The organism is Pectobacterium versatile (assembly GCF_020166435.1).
Lineage (GTDB): Bacteria > Pseudomonadota > Gammaproteobacteria > Enterobacterales > Enterobacteriaceae > Pectobacterium > Pectobacterium versatile.
In genome coordinates, this window is the sequence record NZ_JAINZP010000007.1 from 115,909 (window position 1) to 133,671 (window position 17,763).

Annotated in this window: 15 protein-coding genes, 1 pseudogene and 1 riboswitch; of the genes and pseudogenes, 5 read left to right on the forward strand and 11 right to left on the reverse strand. The window is 48.5% G+C overall.

All coding sequences use genetic code 11. The features are described 5' to 3' along the window. Positions 1 to 121: 121 nt before the first annotated feature. Positions 122 to 949 (reverse strand): sulfate transporter CysZ, encoded by an 828-nt coding sequence (gene cysZ, locus K7X24_RS10680; RefSeq protein WP_224554810.1) that lies wholly within the window; start codon positions 947 to 949, stop codon positions 122 to 124. A 224-nt stretch (positions 950 to 1,173) separates the two neighbouring features. On the opposite strand from cysZ, the gene zipA reads away from it, so the two are divergent. Further along, entirely contained in the window at positions 1,174 to 2,190 is a 1,017-nt protein-coding gene (gene zipA, locus K7X24_RS10685) for a cell division protein ZipA (protein WP_224554812.1), read from the forward strand. 129 nt (positions 2,191 to 2,319) lie between these two features. Beyond that, positions 2,320 to 3,573 (forward strand): L-methionine/branched-chain amino acid transporter, encoded by a 1,254-nt coding sequence (gene yjeH / locus K7X24_RS10690; protein ID WP_224554814.1) that lies wholly within the window; start codon positions 2,320 to 2,322, stop codon positions 3,571 to 3,573. A gap of 128 nt (positions 3,574 to 3,701) precedes the next feature. On the opposite strand, the gene K7X24_RS10695 is transcribed toward yjeH, so the two are convergent. The 6 genes from K7X24_RS10695 to K7X24_RS10720 all read right to left on the reverse strand — a co-directional run bounded on the left by K7X24_RS10695 (position 3,702) and on the right by K7X24_RS10720 (position 9,504). Then, positions 3,702 to 4,955 carry an ATP-grasp domain-containing protein gene (locus tag K7X24_RS10695; RefSeq protein ID WP_224554816.1) on the reverse strand — a complete coding sequence of 418 codons (1,254 nt, stop codon included), beginning with the start codon at positions 4,953 to 4,955 and terminating at the stop codon, positions 3,702 to 3,704. A gap of 10 nt (positions 4,956 to 4,965) precedes the next feature. Beyond that, a complete protein-coding gene (locus K7X24_RS10700; protein WP_224554818.1) occupies positions 4,966 to 5,748 on the reverse strand; it encodes a flavin reductase family protein in 783 nt (260 codons plus the stop codon). A gap of 280 nt (positions 5,749 to 6,028) precedes the next feature. Beyond that, positions 6,029 to 6,934 (reverse strand): diiron oxygenase, encoded by a 906-nt coding sequence (locus K7X24_RS10705; protein ID WP_224554820.1) that lies wholly within the window; start codon positions 6,932 to 6,934, stop codon positions 6,029 to 6,031. A gap of 26 nt (positions 6,935 to 6,960) precedes the next feature. Then, positions 6,961 to 8,145: an MFS transporter gene (locus tag K7X24_RS10710; protein WP_224554822.1), complete on the reverse strand. Its 1,185-nt coding sequence runs from the start codon at positions 8,143 to 8,145 to the stop codon at positions 6,961 to 6,963. A 2-nt stretch (positions 8,146 to 8,147) separates the two neighbouring features. Further along, positions 8,148 to 8,711, reverse strand: a complete 564-nt coding sequence (locus tag K7X24_RS10715) for an RBBP9/YdeN family alpha/beta hydrolase (RefSeq protein WP_224554824.1) — start codon at positions 8,709 to 8,711, stop codon at positions 8,148 to 8,150. A 7-nt stretch (positions 8,712 to 8,718) separates the two neighbouring features. Beyond that, positions 8,719 to 9,504, reverse strand: coding sequence for an arylamine N-acetyltransferase family protein (locus K7X24_RS10720; protein ID WP_224554826.1), 786 nt, complete (start codon positions 9,502 to 9,504; stop codon positions 8,719 to 8,721). Between the two features lie 342 nt (positions 9,505 to 9,846). Here K7X24_RS10720 and K7X24_RS10725 point away from each other — a divergent pair. Beyond that, positions 9,847 to 10,495, forward strand: a pseudogene (locus tag K7X24_RS10725) (transposase); the annotation flags it as partial. A 151-nt stretch (positions 10,496 to 10,646) separates the two neighbouring features. Here K7X24_RS10725 and ubiK read toward each other — a convergent pair. Continuing rightward, complete coding sequence (ubiK, locus tag K7X24_RS10730) at positions 10,647 to 10,937, reverse strand: ubiquinone biosynthesis accessory factor UbiK (protein WP_039472052.1); 291 nt, start codon at positions 10,935 to 10,937, stop codon at positions 10,647 to 10,649. A gap of 201 nt (positions 10,938 to 11,138) precedes the next feature. Next, positions 11,139 to 11,328: riboswitch (FMN riboswitch) on the forward strand. A gap of 127 nt (positions 11,329 to 11,455) precedes the next feature. Between ubiK and ribB the strand changes: the two genes are divergently transcribed. Beyond that, positions 11,456 to 12,109: a 3,4-dihydroxy-2-butanone-4-phosphate synthase gene (gene ribB / locus K7X24_RS10735; protein WP_224554828.1), complete on the forward strand. Its 654-nt coding sequence runs from the start codon at positions 11,456 to 11,458 to the stop codon at positions 12,107 to 12,109. Between the two features lie 88 nt (positions 12,110 to 12,197). Here the strand turns inward: ribB and tehB are convergent, their stop codons facing one another. The 3 genes from tehB to norV all read right to left on the reverse strand — a co-directional run bounded on the left by tehB (position 12,198) and on the right by norV (position 16,029). Then, on the reverse strand, positions 12,198 to 13,058 hold the full coding sequence (gene tehB, locus K7X24_RS10740; protein ID WP_224554830.1) for an SAM-dependent methyltransferase TehB: 861 nt from the start codon (positions 13,056 to 13,058) through the stop codon (positions 12,198 to 12,200). A 282-nt stretch (positions 13,059 to 13,340) separates the two neighbouring features. Beyond that, a complete protein-coding gene (gene norW / locus K7X24_RS10745; RefSeq protein ID WP_224554832.1) occupies positions 13,341 to 14,492 on the reverse strand; it encodes an NADH:flavorubredoxin reductase NorW in 1,152 nt (383 codons plus the stop codon). 7 nt (positions 14,493 to 14,499) lie between these two features. Further along, the gene (gene norV / locus K7X24_RS10750) at positions 14,500 to 16,029 is read right to left on the reverse strand and encodes an anaerobic nitric oxide reductase flavorubredoxin (RefSeq protein WP_224554835.1); all 1,530 of its coding nucleotides are present in this window, start codon (positions 16,027 to 16,029) and stop codon (positions 14,500 to 14,502) included. A 165-nt stretch (positions 16,030 to 16,194) separates the two neighbouring features. On the opposite strand from norV, the gene norR reads away from it, so the two are divergent. Next, positions 16,195 to 17,733 carry a nitric oxide reductase transcriptional regulator NorR gene (norR, locus tag K7X24_RS10755; RefSeq protein ID WP_224554837.1) on the forward strand — a complete coding sequence of 513 codons (1,539 nt, stop codon included), beginning with the start codon at positions 16,195 to 16,197 and terminating at the stop codon, positions 17,731 to 17,733. The last annotated feature ends 30 nt before the right edge of the window (positions 17,734 to 17,763 follow it).

Sequence of the window (17,763 nt, forward strand, 5' to 3'; positions counted from 1 at the left end):
GAGAATACCCGTTCACACTTTTCAGTGAAGTAAAGAATTGCTATATCGTTATGTTCTTAAGAAATATCTTTTCATTACAATAGAAAGCGCCGGCTGTTATCAGCCCGTGCTTGCGGTCTTTTTATGGCGCTTTTTTCGGCAGGGTTGCTGACAGATCGCGATAACGATCCACCCACAGCTGCGTTGCACCACATACCGCGACGGGCATGATGACCAGATTCAAAAAAGGCACCAGCGTAAACAGGCTGACCAACGCGCCAAACTGCATATTGGCGACTTTATGGCGGCGTAATGCCTGACGCATCGTGGCAAATCCCACTTTGTGGTTATCAAAAGGATAATCGCAATATTGAATCGCCAGCATCCACGCGCTGAACAGGAACCACAGTACCGGAGCGACAGTTTGTCCAATACCTGGAATGAAATAGAGAAGCAGTAGCACAATCGTGCGTGGCAGGTAATACGCCAGTTTTTGGACTTCACGTTTCATAATGCGCGGGACGTCTTTAGCGATGCCGAGTATACCGCTGTCCGGCAACGTTTGGCCGGTGAGTTTTGCTTCCAATTGCTCCGCCAACAAGCCGTTAAACGGTGCGGCGATAAAATTGGCTATCGTGCTAAATAGGTAGCTGAATACCAGCAAAATGGAGAGCACGGCAAGTGGCCAAATGAGGTAGCTGAGCCATTGCAGCCAGCTCGGAATGTGGCTCATGATCTGCGGAATCCAGTCATTCAACTGGGTAAAAAGCCACCAGAAAGCCCCGCCCATCAGTACGATGTTCATCAGTAAGGGCAGAATAACGAAACGTCGGATGCCCGGCAGTGAGATCAGGCGCCATCCAGCAAGAAAATAGTGTATGCCGCTGCGAACTTGGTCTGCGGTATTGCCGTAAGACGATTTTTCGGAAGATGATGGTTTTTCTGAAGACGATTTTTTTTCTGAAGACATAGTACCGATAGACTCAGTCATTTGTTTGTTGAGGCATCATATCGGGATGATCTTATGCTGACTAGCCCGCATTTGGATGAAAAAACAGCAAAAAAGTGCGTTATATCTATCTTTATTGTCATAAAGTACCGTGCAGGCTTGCACTTGTGTACTCAGGCAAATAGAGTTAGTAGTATAAGTATTTGCCGTGGTGGCAATGTTTTTTTGGAACAATTGGGATAGCAATGATGCAGGACTTGCGTCTGATATTAATCGTTGTTGGCGCGATCGCTATAATAGCGCTGTTACTGCACGGCTTGTGGACTAGCCGTAAAGAGCGCTCGTCCCTTTTTCGTGACCGCCCAGTTAAACGTGGAAAAAAAGCGCGTGATGAAACGCCGCTTGACGATCTGGATGAAGGCGTTGGCCAAGTTCGCGTGAAGGGCGCCCGCCCGCAGCAAAGTGAGCCTTCATTTGGCAGCGCTTCACTTGATAACTCATCATTTGATAACGCGTCATTTGATAACCCCTCATTCACTAACAACAGTGCACGTGAAGACGCTCGTTCAGAGGCGAAATCGCCGTTCGAGCACCTGTCTCCCGTGTCTTCTTACGATCCGCTACTGGATGAAGCGACGCCAGTGGATTCTCCGCGTGCGCAAGTACGTGGTGATACTTATCCGCCGGTTGTCGTCCCTAGAGAAACCGCTATTCCCGAGCCGAGCATTAACGCTCCGCGTGAGCCGTTTGCGTATGATGCACCTGTATCTGATCCACAGCAGCCTGTTGCACATTCGCTGCATGAGAAAATTCAGCCTGAGCCAGTTGAACCCGCAGCGGCAAAAGAAGCGGTTTTGGTGCTGCATGTTGTGGCGCATCAGGGCGGTGTCATTGGCGGCGAACTGCTGTTGCAAAGCCTGCTTCAGGCTGGTTTCCAGTTTGGTGAAATGAACATTTTCCATCGCCATGTGAACCCCGCTGGCGGAGGCCCGGTGTTGTTCAGTCTGGCGAATATGGTTAAACCCGGTTCATTTAATGTCGATGTGATGCCCGAGTTCTCGACGCTCGGTGTGTCCATTTTCATGATGGTGCCGTCTTATGGCGATGCCAGCCAAAACTTTAAACTGATGTTACAGTCTGCACAGCGTATTGCTGACGATGTTGGCGGTGTGGTGCAAGATGACGAACGTCGTATGATGACGCCGCAGAAGGTTGAATCCTACAAAGCCCGCATTCGCGATGTGCTGAAAGCCAACGCCTGATAGCACTATCTATGTGAAAGCATAAGTTTGCGAATACAGTGGGTGAGAGAAGCCTCCGTTAGTGGAGGCTTTTTTTATTCTTCGAGCCGGTAGTGCTGTGGTGTAAAAAGCAAGAAAAGGTGAAACGTAGTGAGTGAAGCAAAAGGATTAAAACAAGAGCTTGGGTTGATTCAGGGCGTGGGGTTGCTGTCTACTTCTCTGCTGGGAACAGGGGTGTTTGCGGTTCCCGCGCTGGTCGCACAGCTGGCACAGCAAGACAGCCTATGGGCGTGGCCGATCTTGATCCTGCTTGTTTTTCCTATCGCCATTGGCTTTGCCGCGCTGGGGCAACATTTTCCTAATGCGGGCGGGGCCGCGCACTTTGTTAACCTCGCTTTTGGGCCGCGCATGGCGCGGGTGACCGGTTGGCTATTTCTGTCCGTTATTCCGCTGGGGCTACCTGCTGCCTTGCAGATTGCCGCAGGGTTCTGGCAGGCGGCATTTGGCTGGAGCGATCTGGGGCTACTCTGCGTACAGCTGCTGACGCTGGGCGGTATCTGGCTGCTTGGCCTGCGCAGTGCGGGATCCAGCGCCAATATTCAGATCGTTATCGCGATGCTGGTGGTGGGGCTGGTTGCCGCGATCTGGTGGCAGGGCGACATCACGCCCGCGCATATTCCCTGGCCGTCGGTGAGTGAACTGTCATGGTCTAACACTTTCGGTGCGCTGGCCGTGATGTTCTGGTGCTTTGTCGGCCTTGAAGCCTTTGCCCACATGGCGACGGAGTTTCGGGTGCCGGAGCGGGATTTCCCACGGGCTTTACTTATTGGCATGCTGGTCGCGGGTGCGGTGTATTGGGGATGTACGGTAGCTGTGCTGCATTTTAAAGCTTACGGAGAAGGCATTGCCGCAACGGCCTCACTGCCGGGCATCGTTGTGCAATTGTTTGGTCAGCATGCGCTGTGGATTGCCTGCTTTGTCGGGTATCTGGCCTGCTTTGCCAGCGTGAATATCTACACGCAGGGCTTTGCCCGTTTAGTCTGGTCGCAGGCACCGAAAGGGAGTGCACTGGCGAAGCTGTCCGCAGGGCAAGCGCCGGTGAATGCGCTGTCGGTTGTGGTAGCCTGCTGTCTGGTGTGCAGCCTGTTAATTTACTGGCTCAGGTTGCCACTGGATATGCTGATTGTGTACGCGAACGGCATCTTTGTGCTGATTTATTTGCTGTGTATGCTGGCGGGGTGGCGTTTGCTGAAAGGGCGCGCCAAAGTGATGGCGGCAATCGGCGGCCTGCTCTGCTGTGCGCTGTTGCTGATGATCGGCTGGAAATCGCTGTATGCGTTAATCATGCTGGTCGTGCTGTGGCTGTTCCTGCCGCGTAAGCAGGTCGAACGGGTTTCTCACTGAGCCGTGTACAGGGTCTTTATGAGATGATGAAAATTAGCATGCCGCTACGCCATTGGTTAGAAAAGGAGGAATATTTCCTCCCTATTTCGCTTGGGATGTGGCTATCGGGTACCCACATAATCTGGTATCTAGTTTTCGAGGGTGATTAGTCTACTATTTCTCTCCATTTCAACTATAGCCGCTGCATCTTGTTCAAGAATTGCCAAATCAGTATTGAACAACACAACACGGCCATACGATGTGACAAGATCGGTAGTTTTCTCTATATGGTCGCCAGACTTAACTTTACATACAGTAAATCCGTAGCTTGATAATGGTGAACACATCTCCTTTATACGCACATCCTTTACCATTCCTGAAGCGGATGAACTGAGAAAATATTCAACTGCATACTTCTTCAATGTCGGAGCATTCATGGTTTTCTCTCTAAAATCAGAAGAAGAAATACGAGCCATCAAACCAAGATCAATGAGGGAATGTGAATTACATTCATTCACGAGACGGGGCCCAAGCCCACCATGCATTCTTGCTCCTGACTCAACCAATACGGGGCCATCTGAGGACATGATGACTTCATTGTGGGAGCTACCGTTAACAATCCCGAGTGAGATCAGGACCTTTTTGACATAGTTAACGAGAGACGAATGTTCAGTTACCGGTTCAGTAATCATCTGCCGATAAATAGGCACTCCATCTACCTGTTCTTTTATATATCTGAATATATTTACGATGAAATGCTCCCCCTCATTGCTTACTGCGTCAACAACATACTCGATCCCTTCGATTTTCTGTTCTATGAGCAGTTCACTATTGCGGTTACCGGAGTAGTCTAAAGTACCGATTAAGCTATCATAGGCCTTTTTTATTTCATCAACGCTTTTACAAAAGAAAACACCTTCTGTTCCGAATGAGCGAATAGGTTTAACCACATACTCAGTGAAAGGATTATCACTGCACCACTGTAATATGCAGTTAAAATCCCCCGATTTAAAATGTGGAATATATCTGATGCCTTCCAATTTTATCTGTTTCTGCATCAGATATTTATCACGGCGCGCTGCCGAAAGTGACAGTATATTAGGCATACGGTTCCATTGATCACACAGCAAATCAAATACAGATACACCAGGTTCAGAGCCACAGATGATAAAGTCAGGCGCTTGTGTTAAATAACTCTCAATTTCAGCCACAGTAACACTCAGTGATTTATAATAAAAAACCTGTGCATAATCTTCCTTTTTGAAGGTTGCCATAATAGCTTCGGGAAGATGACTGTTTGTTATCAGGGCAATAGTCTCATATCCATAGAGTGCTTTAATTCTATTCGCGAACACTGCGCCACTTGAAAAAGGGTCAACTACCAGAACATATTTATTCTTCACTGATGCATCCTTATTTAAAAATAATTTCTATACTAGCGATATCGCTCGATGGATAAGAACAGCATGCAAGACGAATACCGTTATCTTTTTCTGTTACGGAAAGGCAGAAATCGGGTTCGCTTTTAACCTCTCCACTATTCAGCCGGAATTTACAACTTCCACATATCCCCGATCTGCACATACTTCTAATGGGAACCTGATGTAAAATCAGGTTCTCCAGTACAGTCTGTTTTTTATTTACTCTCACCTGTCGGGACAGATTTCTACCGGATATAACCATATATGATTGTTCTTCCGTTTTTTCCTCTTCTAATTCTAAGGCCGTTGAGGAAGTAAATGATTCTGTTTCGACCTTTGCCATAGGAAAAATCAGCCGTATTGATTCTCCCATGACAGCAGCAAATTGAATACTCCCGCAAATAACAACTTTATCGGGTTCATAGGAAAAATTAATTTTCCGTAGATCTATTCTTCCATAGCGAATAAGTTCGTCAACCCTGTATAACGGACTGCGTGTGACATGAATATGCAAGTTGAACCAACTACAGCGCCTGTATAGATCAATAAGTTCATTTAAGTAAGGGATAGCGACTAGTTCGTTAAAACTCAATACGAGTGTTACCGTATGTCCTGTGTGTTTTTCTCCATAATATCTATAATATTCCCTAATCAGTGATAGAGGAAGTGTGATTCCTATTCCCCCCGCAATCATTAGCAAATGATTGCTATTTTTAATGATATCAAAAGTAATATCCCCACCAACACCGACAACTTCTATTTCCTTTCCAATCAAACAGAGTTCCGTTATCCTAGATGAAAAACTGGCAGCCCCTTTATTCTCGACTATAATATCGTAGCATTGTTCATTGCTGACTGAGACTAGTGTATAGCATCGATATTGGGATGAATTATCTACATCCGAAAGCTTGAAAACCAAATATTTACCAGGACTGAGAGCAGCATCAATTCCGGAGGTGTTCTCGACAAGGTTAAGACGAAACAGTCTAGTATTAGCTGTAAGTGAATAGGATTCGGAACAAATAAGCTTCATCAGAGATTGTCCATAAATAATATTACAAGCCAATTCTAGATATGACAGTTTCTGCTGAGTCAAGGTAGATATTTATCTCATTGCAGCTGTCTGTTTCAGCAATAATTTCTCTGGCATACGGGAATTCAACCATATTGAACACATTTTCCCATGCACCAAGTTCGTTATCTGCGAATAAATCAGCAGTTTTCAACATGGTCTCCCGCAGATATTTCCTTTCACTACGGCTGAGGTCTCTCACAATATCATAAGCAACATAGCTAAATACGCTAGCATGACTCCATTCATCTTCTGCATGAATTCTCGTTACTTCGTGACAGATTTTTTGAATACTGGAATCTTCCGCCATGACTTTAAGATAGTCAGTTATCAACGTTTCACTTGCACAAGCAATGGCAAATCGGCTAAGCCGCCTCTGCCACTCAGCTCCACAACCAGTCAAGAGTTGCTGACGCCAGCTAATCAGATTGAAATTTGTGTGGTTTAATGGAGCAATACGTCTCCTATCATAGATATAATTGCAGGCCATAATTGACATACGTGTGTGAAGCGCTTCATCCAAAAGAGCTTCAGACATAACATCTTGTAACTCTGCTCGGTTAGGAGCGTTCACTGGGGGTGACTTGATTATATCCTCACATGCTGGCGTTACGATGTCGCATTCAATGTATATTGTCTTCAGGTTATAGATACCCCATGCATACGAGAGGCATCTATTTTTTAGCTCATCAGGTGCCTCCTTCCATGCTTCATGCAAACGAAATGGTAGAAGTGACTCACTAAAGTCTTTTTTTAATACATCAAACTCAAGGTCTGAATATTCTGAATGTCTGTTATTGACCGCTGCCCTATTTTTCCATAATAAGGAAAGCTTTTTCAACATTATAGCAACGTTCTCACTATCAGGGATCACTACATTAGTATTCATAAATTATGCCTCAGCTCATGTAACTGTTAATTACTATTTTTAACTCGAATCATGGTCATAAAAAGGGAACCAGTGAGTGCAAGTACAGCTGAAATTACAAGAGCATTTTCCCAATGGCCACTATCAAGAATTTTTCCATAAATGACTGCCGATAAAGCACTCCCGAGATAGAAAGAAAGTTGGCGTATACTTGTCGATAATAGTGTTCTCTCTTTCGCGAACCCCGTAATAGCAAGCGTATCAAGAAGTGGCATCAGACAATAATTAAGTAAGAGCCTGATAAAATACAAAGCGATAAAAACCGCAACTGACATATGGAGAGACTGAGCATAGATGCATATGAATGTTAGCACTCCAGCGATAATGACTGTCGGTTTAAGGGAAAATCGTTTAACCAACAAAGGCGCAAAAATTGCTCCAACAATACTAATGACTTTGTCCCCCCCCATTATAAGAGAGATTTCACTGACATTCATTGAATACGCAAGATTGAATACAATGTTAATGAATCGAAATATCAAAGTAATAGAACCGCCAAGCAAGGAAGAGGCAACAAACAGCACAAAAAAATTAAACCATTCAGTTTCCCTACCCCTTGAAATTTTTATTCCCTCTTTGTCTGGCTCAACAATTCCATCTAAAGATCTAAACCGGAAATAAATCATCAATATGGCAGAAAAAAAAGATGCCACTAGAATAAACTGATAGTTTACTAGATTAGTCGCACGAGAATAATAAGTTATTAGGCTAACTATAACTGATCCCACCATGGCTGCCCCCAGATAGGAAATGAAGAAACAGCTAAATAGCGCAGTACGGCTACTTGCTTCAACATTTGATCCTACCAATGAATTTCCGAGCGATAGCAACGCAATCATGCCAGATAAGATCAACCCTAACGTTAGTGCACTCGCAGTTATTGTTGTCAAGAAGGGGAGTAAAATGAAAGGGAATGCATAAATGAAGGAAGAATAGATAAGAAGACTTTTCTGAGAAACTTTCTTACTCAGATAAATCAAAGGCACTACTGCTGCGGCCATCATTATCATTGCAATGGCGTAAATATGCCCTGTATCTGATTTATCAATCCCACGAATTTCCAGATAGAAATTATAAACAGCATCAAACATGCCATTACTTAGCCCCATTAAAAAAGTCGCAATCAGGAAATTCCTAACCGCAGGACTAAATCTCTCTATTTCTTTTAACATTTTTATTCTTTTCCTCCCTTTCTGATTAATTTCCTACCTGTAAACTCCTCAATTAGTTTTTCCCCAGTCAGCCATTCACCGTATCCTGCAGCTGTATGAATATGTCCAGCATCAGGAATTACTTTTATTTCACTTCCCCATGCGGAGGCCAGCTCATGGGCTCGTTGCAATGAAAGATGCTCGTCGTTATCGCTACAAATCAAAAGGGAAGTTATAGAAAGGTTCTTGGTAGGTAGCGGCCTTTGCTGACGAATATCCTCCAGAGCATCCTGAGCGTCAACGTCAGCAAGCGCAACCATAACTGCATAGATGACCTTCTCACTGGCGTAAGATTCCGCCCATTGGGCTACGCTAACAGCGCCACAACTATGCCCGATTAGCACGATGTCACCTGTAGTATTCTTTATTGCCTGATCCAGACGCTCTACCCATTTCTGGCGACAAGGATTATTCCAATCATCCTGTATGACACGGATAACATTCGTATACTTTCTTTCCATGTAAGACTGCCAATGTTCAGGAGCAGAGTTAGTGTAGCCAGGGACAATCAGATAAGTAGTTTCCATTTATTCCTCACATATGGGGTAGTTTTTCGGGTTCGATATTGATCCCAAATCGAGATGAAAGAAGTAACGATAGTTCTTCTCGGTTTGCTATTTCGTTTGAAGAAGAAGACAACCCGTCGACCTCAGTGAAAATGTTGTTGCGTATACTTATCCGCCCATTTTTCGTTGGCATACTTGCTACATTATTCGTGTTGAGGAGACTGTTTGATGAATGCAGAGTATAGAAATACGCCATATCAATATCTTCAATCGTTGTTTCAATATCATGAAAAGCATAAATAGCTTCCCACGATGCATCCGGTTTACTATTTTCTTTCACTGAGATGATCCATCCATGCTTGTGACATTTACTTACACGAGAAGAAAGAAAAGAGTGTTGGTGCTCATACCCATCAGCTAAAAGTAAAGGGGCCCTTGGGCCTTTAGCCCCATAACCAATGTCGAAGATCCAATCTTTCTCCTCTATTGAAATAACGAATATCTGGTGGGTTGCAGGGGTAAATATCGGTGTTAACAATCTGGCCAATCTGCACCTATATATAAATCCAACATGTTCTAGAAAAGGTTTAAGCAAAACAGAAAATTCAAAACAAATTCCTCCTCTTCTATTTCCTAAGATGGATTCGGCTATAGTTAAATAACTAATTCCCTTGGATGCATTTTCTTTCATGCTCATGTTTTCAAATGGAATTGAATATATGTGAGCACAATGCAATTTAAAAAGATAACTTACATCTGAAATAGTGGGGGCGGAAATATTTATACGAGAAGTGAAACGTAGCAAATCGTTCATAAAACTCTCCATGTATTTCCTACAGTTGCTAGATAACCGTAACCATAGATTCCATTGAAATGGACGAATTGAAAACGTGATAATACGGCTTAATTTGCAGTATGCAATGTTAAAAACCATGATTTATTTTGTAAAAAAACATTACTTGCTTTGTGAGGGGTAAAAACATACACATCTCATTGATTCTATATTATATAGTTAATAACTATATGAGTTTTCATTTAAACAAAATAATTACTTCATGTTATTTATAGATGTTTATTAAATGCTCCGGTGATCAAAGATAATATTACGCCCAACAACACCGCAGCGGGTAAGAGCAGCAGATTAGGCCATGTAGTGGTCATGGAACAGGTTGTCGAATGGCAGAATTGTCCACTGGATGCAACCTACCCCATTGTTTATCTTGACTGTATTGCCCTCAAGGTCCGGCAGGACAACCTAGTGATCAATAAATCGGTGTTCCTTGCACTGGGTATTAACATTGAAGGCCAGAAAGCGTTGCTGGGTATGTGGCTGGCCGAAAACGGAGGCGTAAAGTTCTGGCTTAACGTGCTGACAGAGCTGAAAAATCGCGGTCTTAACGATATCCTGATAGCCTGCATTGACGGGCTGAAAGCCATCTATCAGGCCCCCACGGAAGAAACCGGCCATCAGACTCTGGGTATGTTGGCCAGTGTGTGGGACAGCCGTTATCCACAGATAAGCAGGAACTGGCAGGCGAACTGGGATAATTTGTCCACGTTATTCGCTTACCCACCGGACATTCGTAAAGCGATCTACACGACGAATGCCATTGAGTCGCTAAACAGCGTGATCCGGCATGCCATCAAGAAACGAAAGGTGTTCCCAACAGATGACTCAGTGAAGAAGGTGGTGTGGCTGGCAATCCGGCGGCCTCACAGAAATGGACGATGCCACTGAGGGACTGGCGTATGGCGATGAGCCGCTTTATTATCGAGTTTAGTACCGCCTAGACGGTCATTTCTGAGAAAGGCATTTACACAGAATCGTGTACAGGGTCCCGTGACGTGAAATCTGTGTTTCTGAGGGTTGCCGCTGGCGCAGAGTAGGGAATCGAGCAACGCCCTGATTAGGGCGTTGTATCGCGATGATGACGAGCTGTTGTGATGAGACGAGTGTTATGACGATTGGTCGTTTTCTGGCGCTGCGGCGGGCTTTTCTTCCGTAGACAGTTTCGCTTCCAGCTCGGTCATACGCTGTTCCAGGCGAGCAATCTTCTCGCGCGTGCGGAGCAGAACCTGCGTCTGAATATCGAACTCTTCACGGTTCACCAAATCCAACCGGGTCAGCTGTGCCTGCAAGACCTGACGAATCTTTTTCTCCACATCATCACCCAATTCCCGGATACCTTTTGGCATAGATTCATGCACTTGACGGGCGATTTGCTCAATCTTCTTTGGGTCAATCATGTCGCTTTCCTGATTAGGTTATGTAAGTTATTACTATAGCAAGTGTAATGGGTATAAATAAAATCTGACATCTGCTTTGCACATATTCAGCATGGTTTTACTGTAATTCAGAATAGTTTTACTGTAATCCAGCAGACGTTTTGCCCTATTTCCTGTGGCGAATCAATTGCCCTATCGAGGTATTAGCGTTATAGTAAACCCGCTTATTCTCAGGGCGGGGTGTAATTCCCCACCGGCGGTAAACCAGTGAACGCAGTCTCTGCGCACTGGAAGCCCGCGAGCGCTCTCGCTGTGTTTTCCGGTTTTTTATTATCGGTTTCGCAACGTGGGGTCAGCAGATCCGGTGTAATTCCGGAGCCGACGGTTAAAGTCCGGATGGGAGAGAGTAACGGTATCTGTCGAGCTATATGCTCGCTCGCGTTATTTTTGTTAGCTATTACTATGCAACCAGTAGTAATGGTTACTCCTCAAGCTCGCCCTGATTCTGGTAATCCATAATAACATTGAGGTTTTTTACCATGAATCAGACATTACTTTCTGAATTTGGCAATCCTACTGAACGCGTAGAACGCGCACTTGATGCATTGCGTCATGGCCGCGGCGTGCTGGTGTTGGATGATGAAGATCGTGAAAACGAAGGTGACATGATCTTTTCTGCTGAAAATATGACCGTTGAACAAATGGCGCTGACGATTCGTCACGGTAGTGGCATCGTGTGCCTGTGCCTGACGGAAGAGCGTCGCCAGCAGTTGGAATTGCCGATGATGGTGGAGAAGAACTCCAGCCATTACCAAACGGCATTCACCGTGACGATCGAAGCCGCCGAAGGCGTGACGACGGGCGTTTCCGCTGCCGACCGCCTGACCACCATTCGTGCCGCGATTGCGGATAATGCCAAGCCGAGCGATCTGAATCGCCCTGGTCACGTATTCCCGCTGCGCGCTCAACTGGGGGGCGTGTTAACGCGCGGGGGTCACACTGAAGCGACGGTTGACCTGATGACGCTGGCGGGCCTGAAGCCGTCTGGTGTTCTGTGTGAACTGACGAACGATGACGGTTCAATGGCGCACGCGCCGGAAGTGATCACGTTTGCCAAACAGCACAACATGCCGGTGCTGACGATTGAAGATCTGGTCGCTTACCGCATCGCGACAGAGCGCAAAGCCAGCTGATGCATGCAGCGTAATAGAAATAAGAAGGGCCGATTAATCGGCCCTTTTGTATTTTATGGGGTTAGGTTTTTTAACGGCTAGCCTGTGCTTACGGCTTTCTTGCCAGCAGCGTGGCGAAGCGCAGTTTGATGCGGTTACCCTGCGCGTCGGTCTTGTGCAGTTCGCCCATATCCTCGTTGTATTTGAGGATCTCCCAATCGGCGTAATAGTTCTTCAGTTCGCCTTCCTTAAAGGTAAACGAGAAGGGCATTGGGCACGGGCAATCTTCCGTCGACATCGCGGCGATAATCAGGTTATAGCCGCCGTTAACGGTGCTGTCCTGAATGTTGCTGATGATGTGCGGAATACGATCGCGTTCCAGGAACATCAGCACGACGGTCGACAGGATAAAGTCGTACTGCTCTTTGATTTCTGCCAGATTGATGTTGTAAACGCCAGCCCAGATGTTTTCCAGCGCTTCGCTCTTGATGATGTTATTCAGCGAATCAATGCTTTGCTCGTGCTTATCACAGGCCGTGACATCAAAACCACGCAGGTTCAGATACAGCGCGTTGCGCCCGCCACCGCAGCCTAAATCCAGCGTTTTGCCCGGTTTGATGTGCTGCACGGCGTTGATCACTTCGGAATGGGTGCGCGTCAGACCGTATTTTTTATGGTAGAAATCTTCCGCCGAACAGAAAAAGCTGAGCTGACATTCCAGATCGTCAGAGAAAGAGACGATGCGGTGCCACGCCTGCGGCTCAACAAACGGCGGCTGGTTCTGCTCGGAGAACTGGAATGTCTCCAGCGTATCGCCGTCTTTGGTCAGCATGGAGAAGGTCATTTCCCCTTTCAACACGGTCAGTTTCGCCCAGGTGCCTTCCTGCGTGTTGTGCTTTTCCTGAAACGCGGCAGGCAGCGTCTGGCTGTTCCACTGCGGCATCTTCTTATAACAAATGAGATCTTGCATCGTTACCTCGGTCTGTAAATTCCAAAAGCGATATGCCCGTCATACTTCAAGTTGCATGTGCGTTGGCAATACTCGGCTCATCTCTGAGCCTCGCCCTGAAGGGCCGCCGCGTTATTCGGCCTTATGGCCTCACCCCTTCGGGGCCAGCGCAAGCGCTGTTCAAAAACGCCTTGCCGTTTTTGTCCTGAAACTCGAATTATTTAGGGTATGGCTTTATTCTATTAATCCGCACGCAGGCTGACCAGAAATATGTATTTTAAATGCATTATTTATTTTGCTGTGTCAGGCCGTGGTTGAACTCACGGTGGAAAGCTGTCGCAGCAGCGGAAATGCCTCTTTCATCCGCTCGCCACCGACCACAAAGGCGCGCAGCATTTGCTGACCATCCAGCGCTTTAGCCACCATCCCCTGTTCGTTCCATTCCTGCTGCCAGTGTAAGTCACTGCCAGTGGTATCGCCTGCCATCTGTAAGGGAAACAGTGGCGTCTTGATTTTAACCAGCATCGGCGGCAGCGTTAGCGTCTCGCTGGCACCCAGCAGGTTTTTCGCCAGCGTAATCGCGCTGAGCTGAATCGGTTGCAGGAAGGGCAGGAGCTTACCGCTAATCTCTGCGCAGTCGCCCAGCGCATAAATCTGTGGATCGGTGGTCTGTAACTGCGCATTGGCCTGAATGCCTTTCTGTACCGCTAACCCTGCCGCTTTCGCCAACTGTGTGTTGGCTTGCAAACCGATAGCGGAGAGGATTTCGTCCACTTCGACAGCGCGGCCATCGGTAAATGTAGCCTGTACGCCGGTTTCGGTTTTCTCCAACTGTTGCAAGGTCGTGTTTAGTTGCAGCGAAACGCCCTGCTGCGTTAGCGTGAATTGCAGGCGTGCGCTGACTTCGGGCGGCATCAACGCGGGCAGAATGCTGTTGGCGCAGTCCACCAGCGTGACCTGTTTTCCAGCGCGTCCCAAATCCATTGCCAGCTCGGTTCCGATGAGTCCGGCACCGAGTACCAGCACACGTTCGGCTTGCCAGAGTCGGCCTTCGTGGGTGCGGTATTCCTGCTGACTATTGAGCGTCAACATATGTTCGCGTCCCGAAATCGGCGGCACGATGGCGCTGGCCCCGGTCGCGAACACCAGTTTGTGGTAATCGTAACGAGCCGTGCCGCAGATGACCCGTTGTGCATGGCGGTCGATGGCGGTGACACGCGTATTGGCCAGCAGCGTGATACGGTTTTCTTCGGCAAACGCGGCTGCCGACATTTTGGTCAGATCGTCGGCGTGCTGTTGCAGGCTCATCACATGGCTTAAATCCGGCTTGTTGTATTCATCGCCACTGTCGGCGGTAATCAAGCGGATAGAGCAGTGAGCATCCTGTTTGCGCAGCTGTCGGATGAGCTGGCGGGCGGCAAAGCCCGCGCCAATAATCACGATATCTTTCATCATCCTCTCCCTAGCGAATCGGATTGAAAACGTCTTTACCCAGCCCACATTCTGGGCAGAGGAAGCTGTCTGGTACGTCCGACCATAGGGTGCCAGGGGTGACATCCTGCATCGGTTCGCCGAGCGCCGGATCGTAGATCCACTGGCAGACGCTGCACACCATACAACCGTTTTCTGACTGTACCGCTGGCTGTGCGGTTGACTGTGCCGCAGCGACTTCATTGCATCCGCAGGCGCTCTCGGCTGGGGCGCTCACATTCTGCGGGGCGGTGGTGGTTTGCGGTGCCGCAGCGGTCTGTTTTACGGGCGAGATGACGCGACGGGCTGGCGTATCATCCAGCGGATGTAATGCCCACTGACGAGCGATTTCACGGCCGTGATTGCGACAAATTTCCAGCGCGGAACCGTCAGGACGCCATTTGGTTTTCAGCGCCAGCGTCGTTTCAAAACCGGCATCCATCAGACGGGTTTGAACGCGGTCTACTGCACCGCCGTTCCAGCCGTAGCTACCGAACGCCGAGGCTTTCTTGTTTTGGAAACGCAGGCCGGTGATCTCTTCCAGCATGGCGGCGACCTTCGGCATCATCACGTTATTCATGGTGGATGAACCGACTAACACGCCTTTCGAGCGGAAGACCTGCGTCAGAATTTCGTTCTTGTCGTGACGGGCGACGTTATAGATTTTCACCGCGACGCCGGGATCGACATCGTTGATGCCTTGCGCAATGGCGTCGGCCATCATGCGGGTGTTATTGGACATGGTGTCGTAAAACAGCGTGATACGATCTTCCTGATAGCTGTCCGCCCACTTCAGATACAGGTGGATGATCTGGGCAGGATCGTCACGCCATACCACACCGTGTGAGGTCGCAACCATCGACAGTGGCAGGTTAAAGCCCAGCACTTCGTGGATCTTGGCGGTGACTAAGCGGCTGAATGGCGTCAGAATATTGGCGAAATAGCGTTGGCACTGTTCGAACAGTTCGGTTTGATCCACTTCGTCATTGAACAGGTGCTCATCGCAGTAGTGCTGACCGAACGCATCGTTACTGAACAGTACGGCATCCTCGGTCATGTAGGTCATCATACTGTCCGGCCAGTGCAACATCGGTGTTTCAATAAAGATCAGCTGTTTGCCGTTACCGATATCCAGCGTATCGCCAGTTTTGACCGTGTGGAAATTCCACTCGGGGTGATGGTGGTGACCGGTAATGGAATCGATCGCGTTGTAGGTACAGTAAATCGGCGTGTTGGGAATACGCGCCATCAGCTCGCTCAGCGCCCCGGCGTGATCTTCTTCGGCGTGGTTGATCACGATGTAGTCAATCGTGTTCAGATCCACTTCCGCCATCAGGTTTTGTACAAACTCACGGCTGAATTTGTGATCGACGGTATCGATCAGCACGGTTTTCTCTTCGCGGATCAGGTAGCTGTTGTAGCTGCTGCCTTGCAGCGTTTTGTATTCGGTGCCGTGAAAGTCACGGACTTCCCAGTCGCGTTGTCCAACCCAGTGGATATTGTTCTTAACGTGAATCGTCATGTTCTGAAACCTCAGTCGTCATAGTCGGGAATATGCTGTAGAGAGTGCAGGAAGTGTGCCAGTTTTTAATATATTGATTTATATGGTTTTAATAAAACATAATTGTCAAAATGACATTGTTGCTCTATTGTCCTAATGACACAGCCTCTGTCATTAGGACACACCATGACGCTCTCTATTAACGCCCTTGCTCGTATTGCTATCGAGCTGCAAATGGGGCTATCAAATCAGGACCGTTTCCAGCGCTTAATCAACAGCCTGCGCCAGCTGCTGCGCTGCGATGCCTCGGCGCTGCTGCGTTACGAGAATCAGCTGTTCCGTCCCTTGGCGATCGACGGTCTGGCGCCGGACGTGCTGGGGCGACGCTTTCGTCTGTCCGATCATCCCCGTTTGGAGGCGATTGCCCGCGCGGGTGACGTGGTGCGCTTTCCGGCGGACAGCCAGCTTCCCGATCCGTATGACGGTCTGATCCCCAGTCAGGAGGATCTTAAGGTACATGCCTGCGTTGGCTTGCCGCTGTTTGCCAATCAGAACCTGATCGGCGCGCTGACCGTGGACGGTATGGATCCGTGTCAGTTCGACCATTTTAGCGATGAAGAACTGCGGCTGGTGGGGGCGATGGCGGCGGCGGCGCTGAGTAACGCGCTGCTGATGGAACGTCTTGAGCGGCAGTTGCCCGCGTCGGTGCGGGCCGAAAGTCCGGCGGCGGAAAGCGTGGATGAAATGGTTGGGCTGTCAGAACCGATGCAGCGGCTAAAGAAAGAGGTTGATATCGTCGCGGGTTCCGACCTGAACGTGCTGATCATGGGAGAAACCGGCGTCGGTAAAGAGCTGGTGGCGCGGGCGATTCATCGCGGTTCCAGCCGGGCAAGTCATCCTTTGGTGTACCTGAACTGTGCCGCGCTGCCGGAGTCGGTAGCGGAGAGTGAGCTGTTTGGTCATGTTAAGGGCGCGTTTACCGGAGCGATCCATCATCGAACCGGCAAGTTTGAGATGGCGGATAACGGCACGCTGTTTCTGGATGAGATTGGCGAACTGTCTCTGACACTACAGGCGAAGCTGCTGCGCGTATTGCAGTATGGCGATCTCCAGCGCGTGGGTGATGACAGCAGCCTGAAAGTGAACGTGCGCGTGCTGGCGGCAACCAACCGCGATCTGCGGCAGGCGGTGCTGGATGGTGCTTTCCGTGCCGACTTGTTCCACCGTCTGAGCGTGTTCCCGCTTTCCGTACCGCCGCTGCGCGAGCGTCGTCAGGATGTGGCATTGTTGGCGGGGTTCTTCTGTGAACGCAGTCGCGTGCAGCTGGGGCTGGCGCGTCTGGCGTTGACGGCCGACGCGGGGGCACTACTGGAACAATATGACTGGCCGGGAAATGTGCGCGAGCTGGAACACGCCATTTATCGTGCCACCGTGCTGGCGAGAGCAGGGCAAGAATCGGGCGAGGTGCTGTTGGGGCGTGAGCATTTCAATCTCGAACTTTCCTCCCAACCTGCTCATTCTGCCACGGGATCGTCGAATGCTATCGAGATAGAGCCAGCGTATTTCATCAGCGGCGGGCTGCGAGAGGCAACGGACGACTATCAGCGTCGGATTATCCAACAAACGCTGGCACGTCATGAGGGCAACTGGTCATCCTGCGCCAGAGAACTGGAAATGGACAGCGGCAACCTGCACCGTCTGGCGAAGCGGTTAGGCATTAAATAAAAAAACGCCCAGACGAACGGTCAGGGCGTT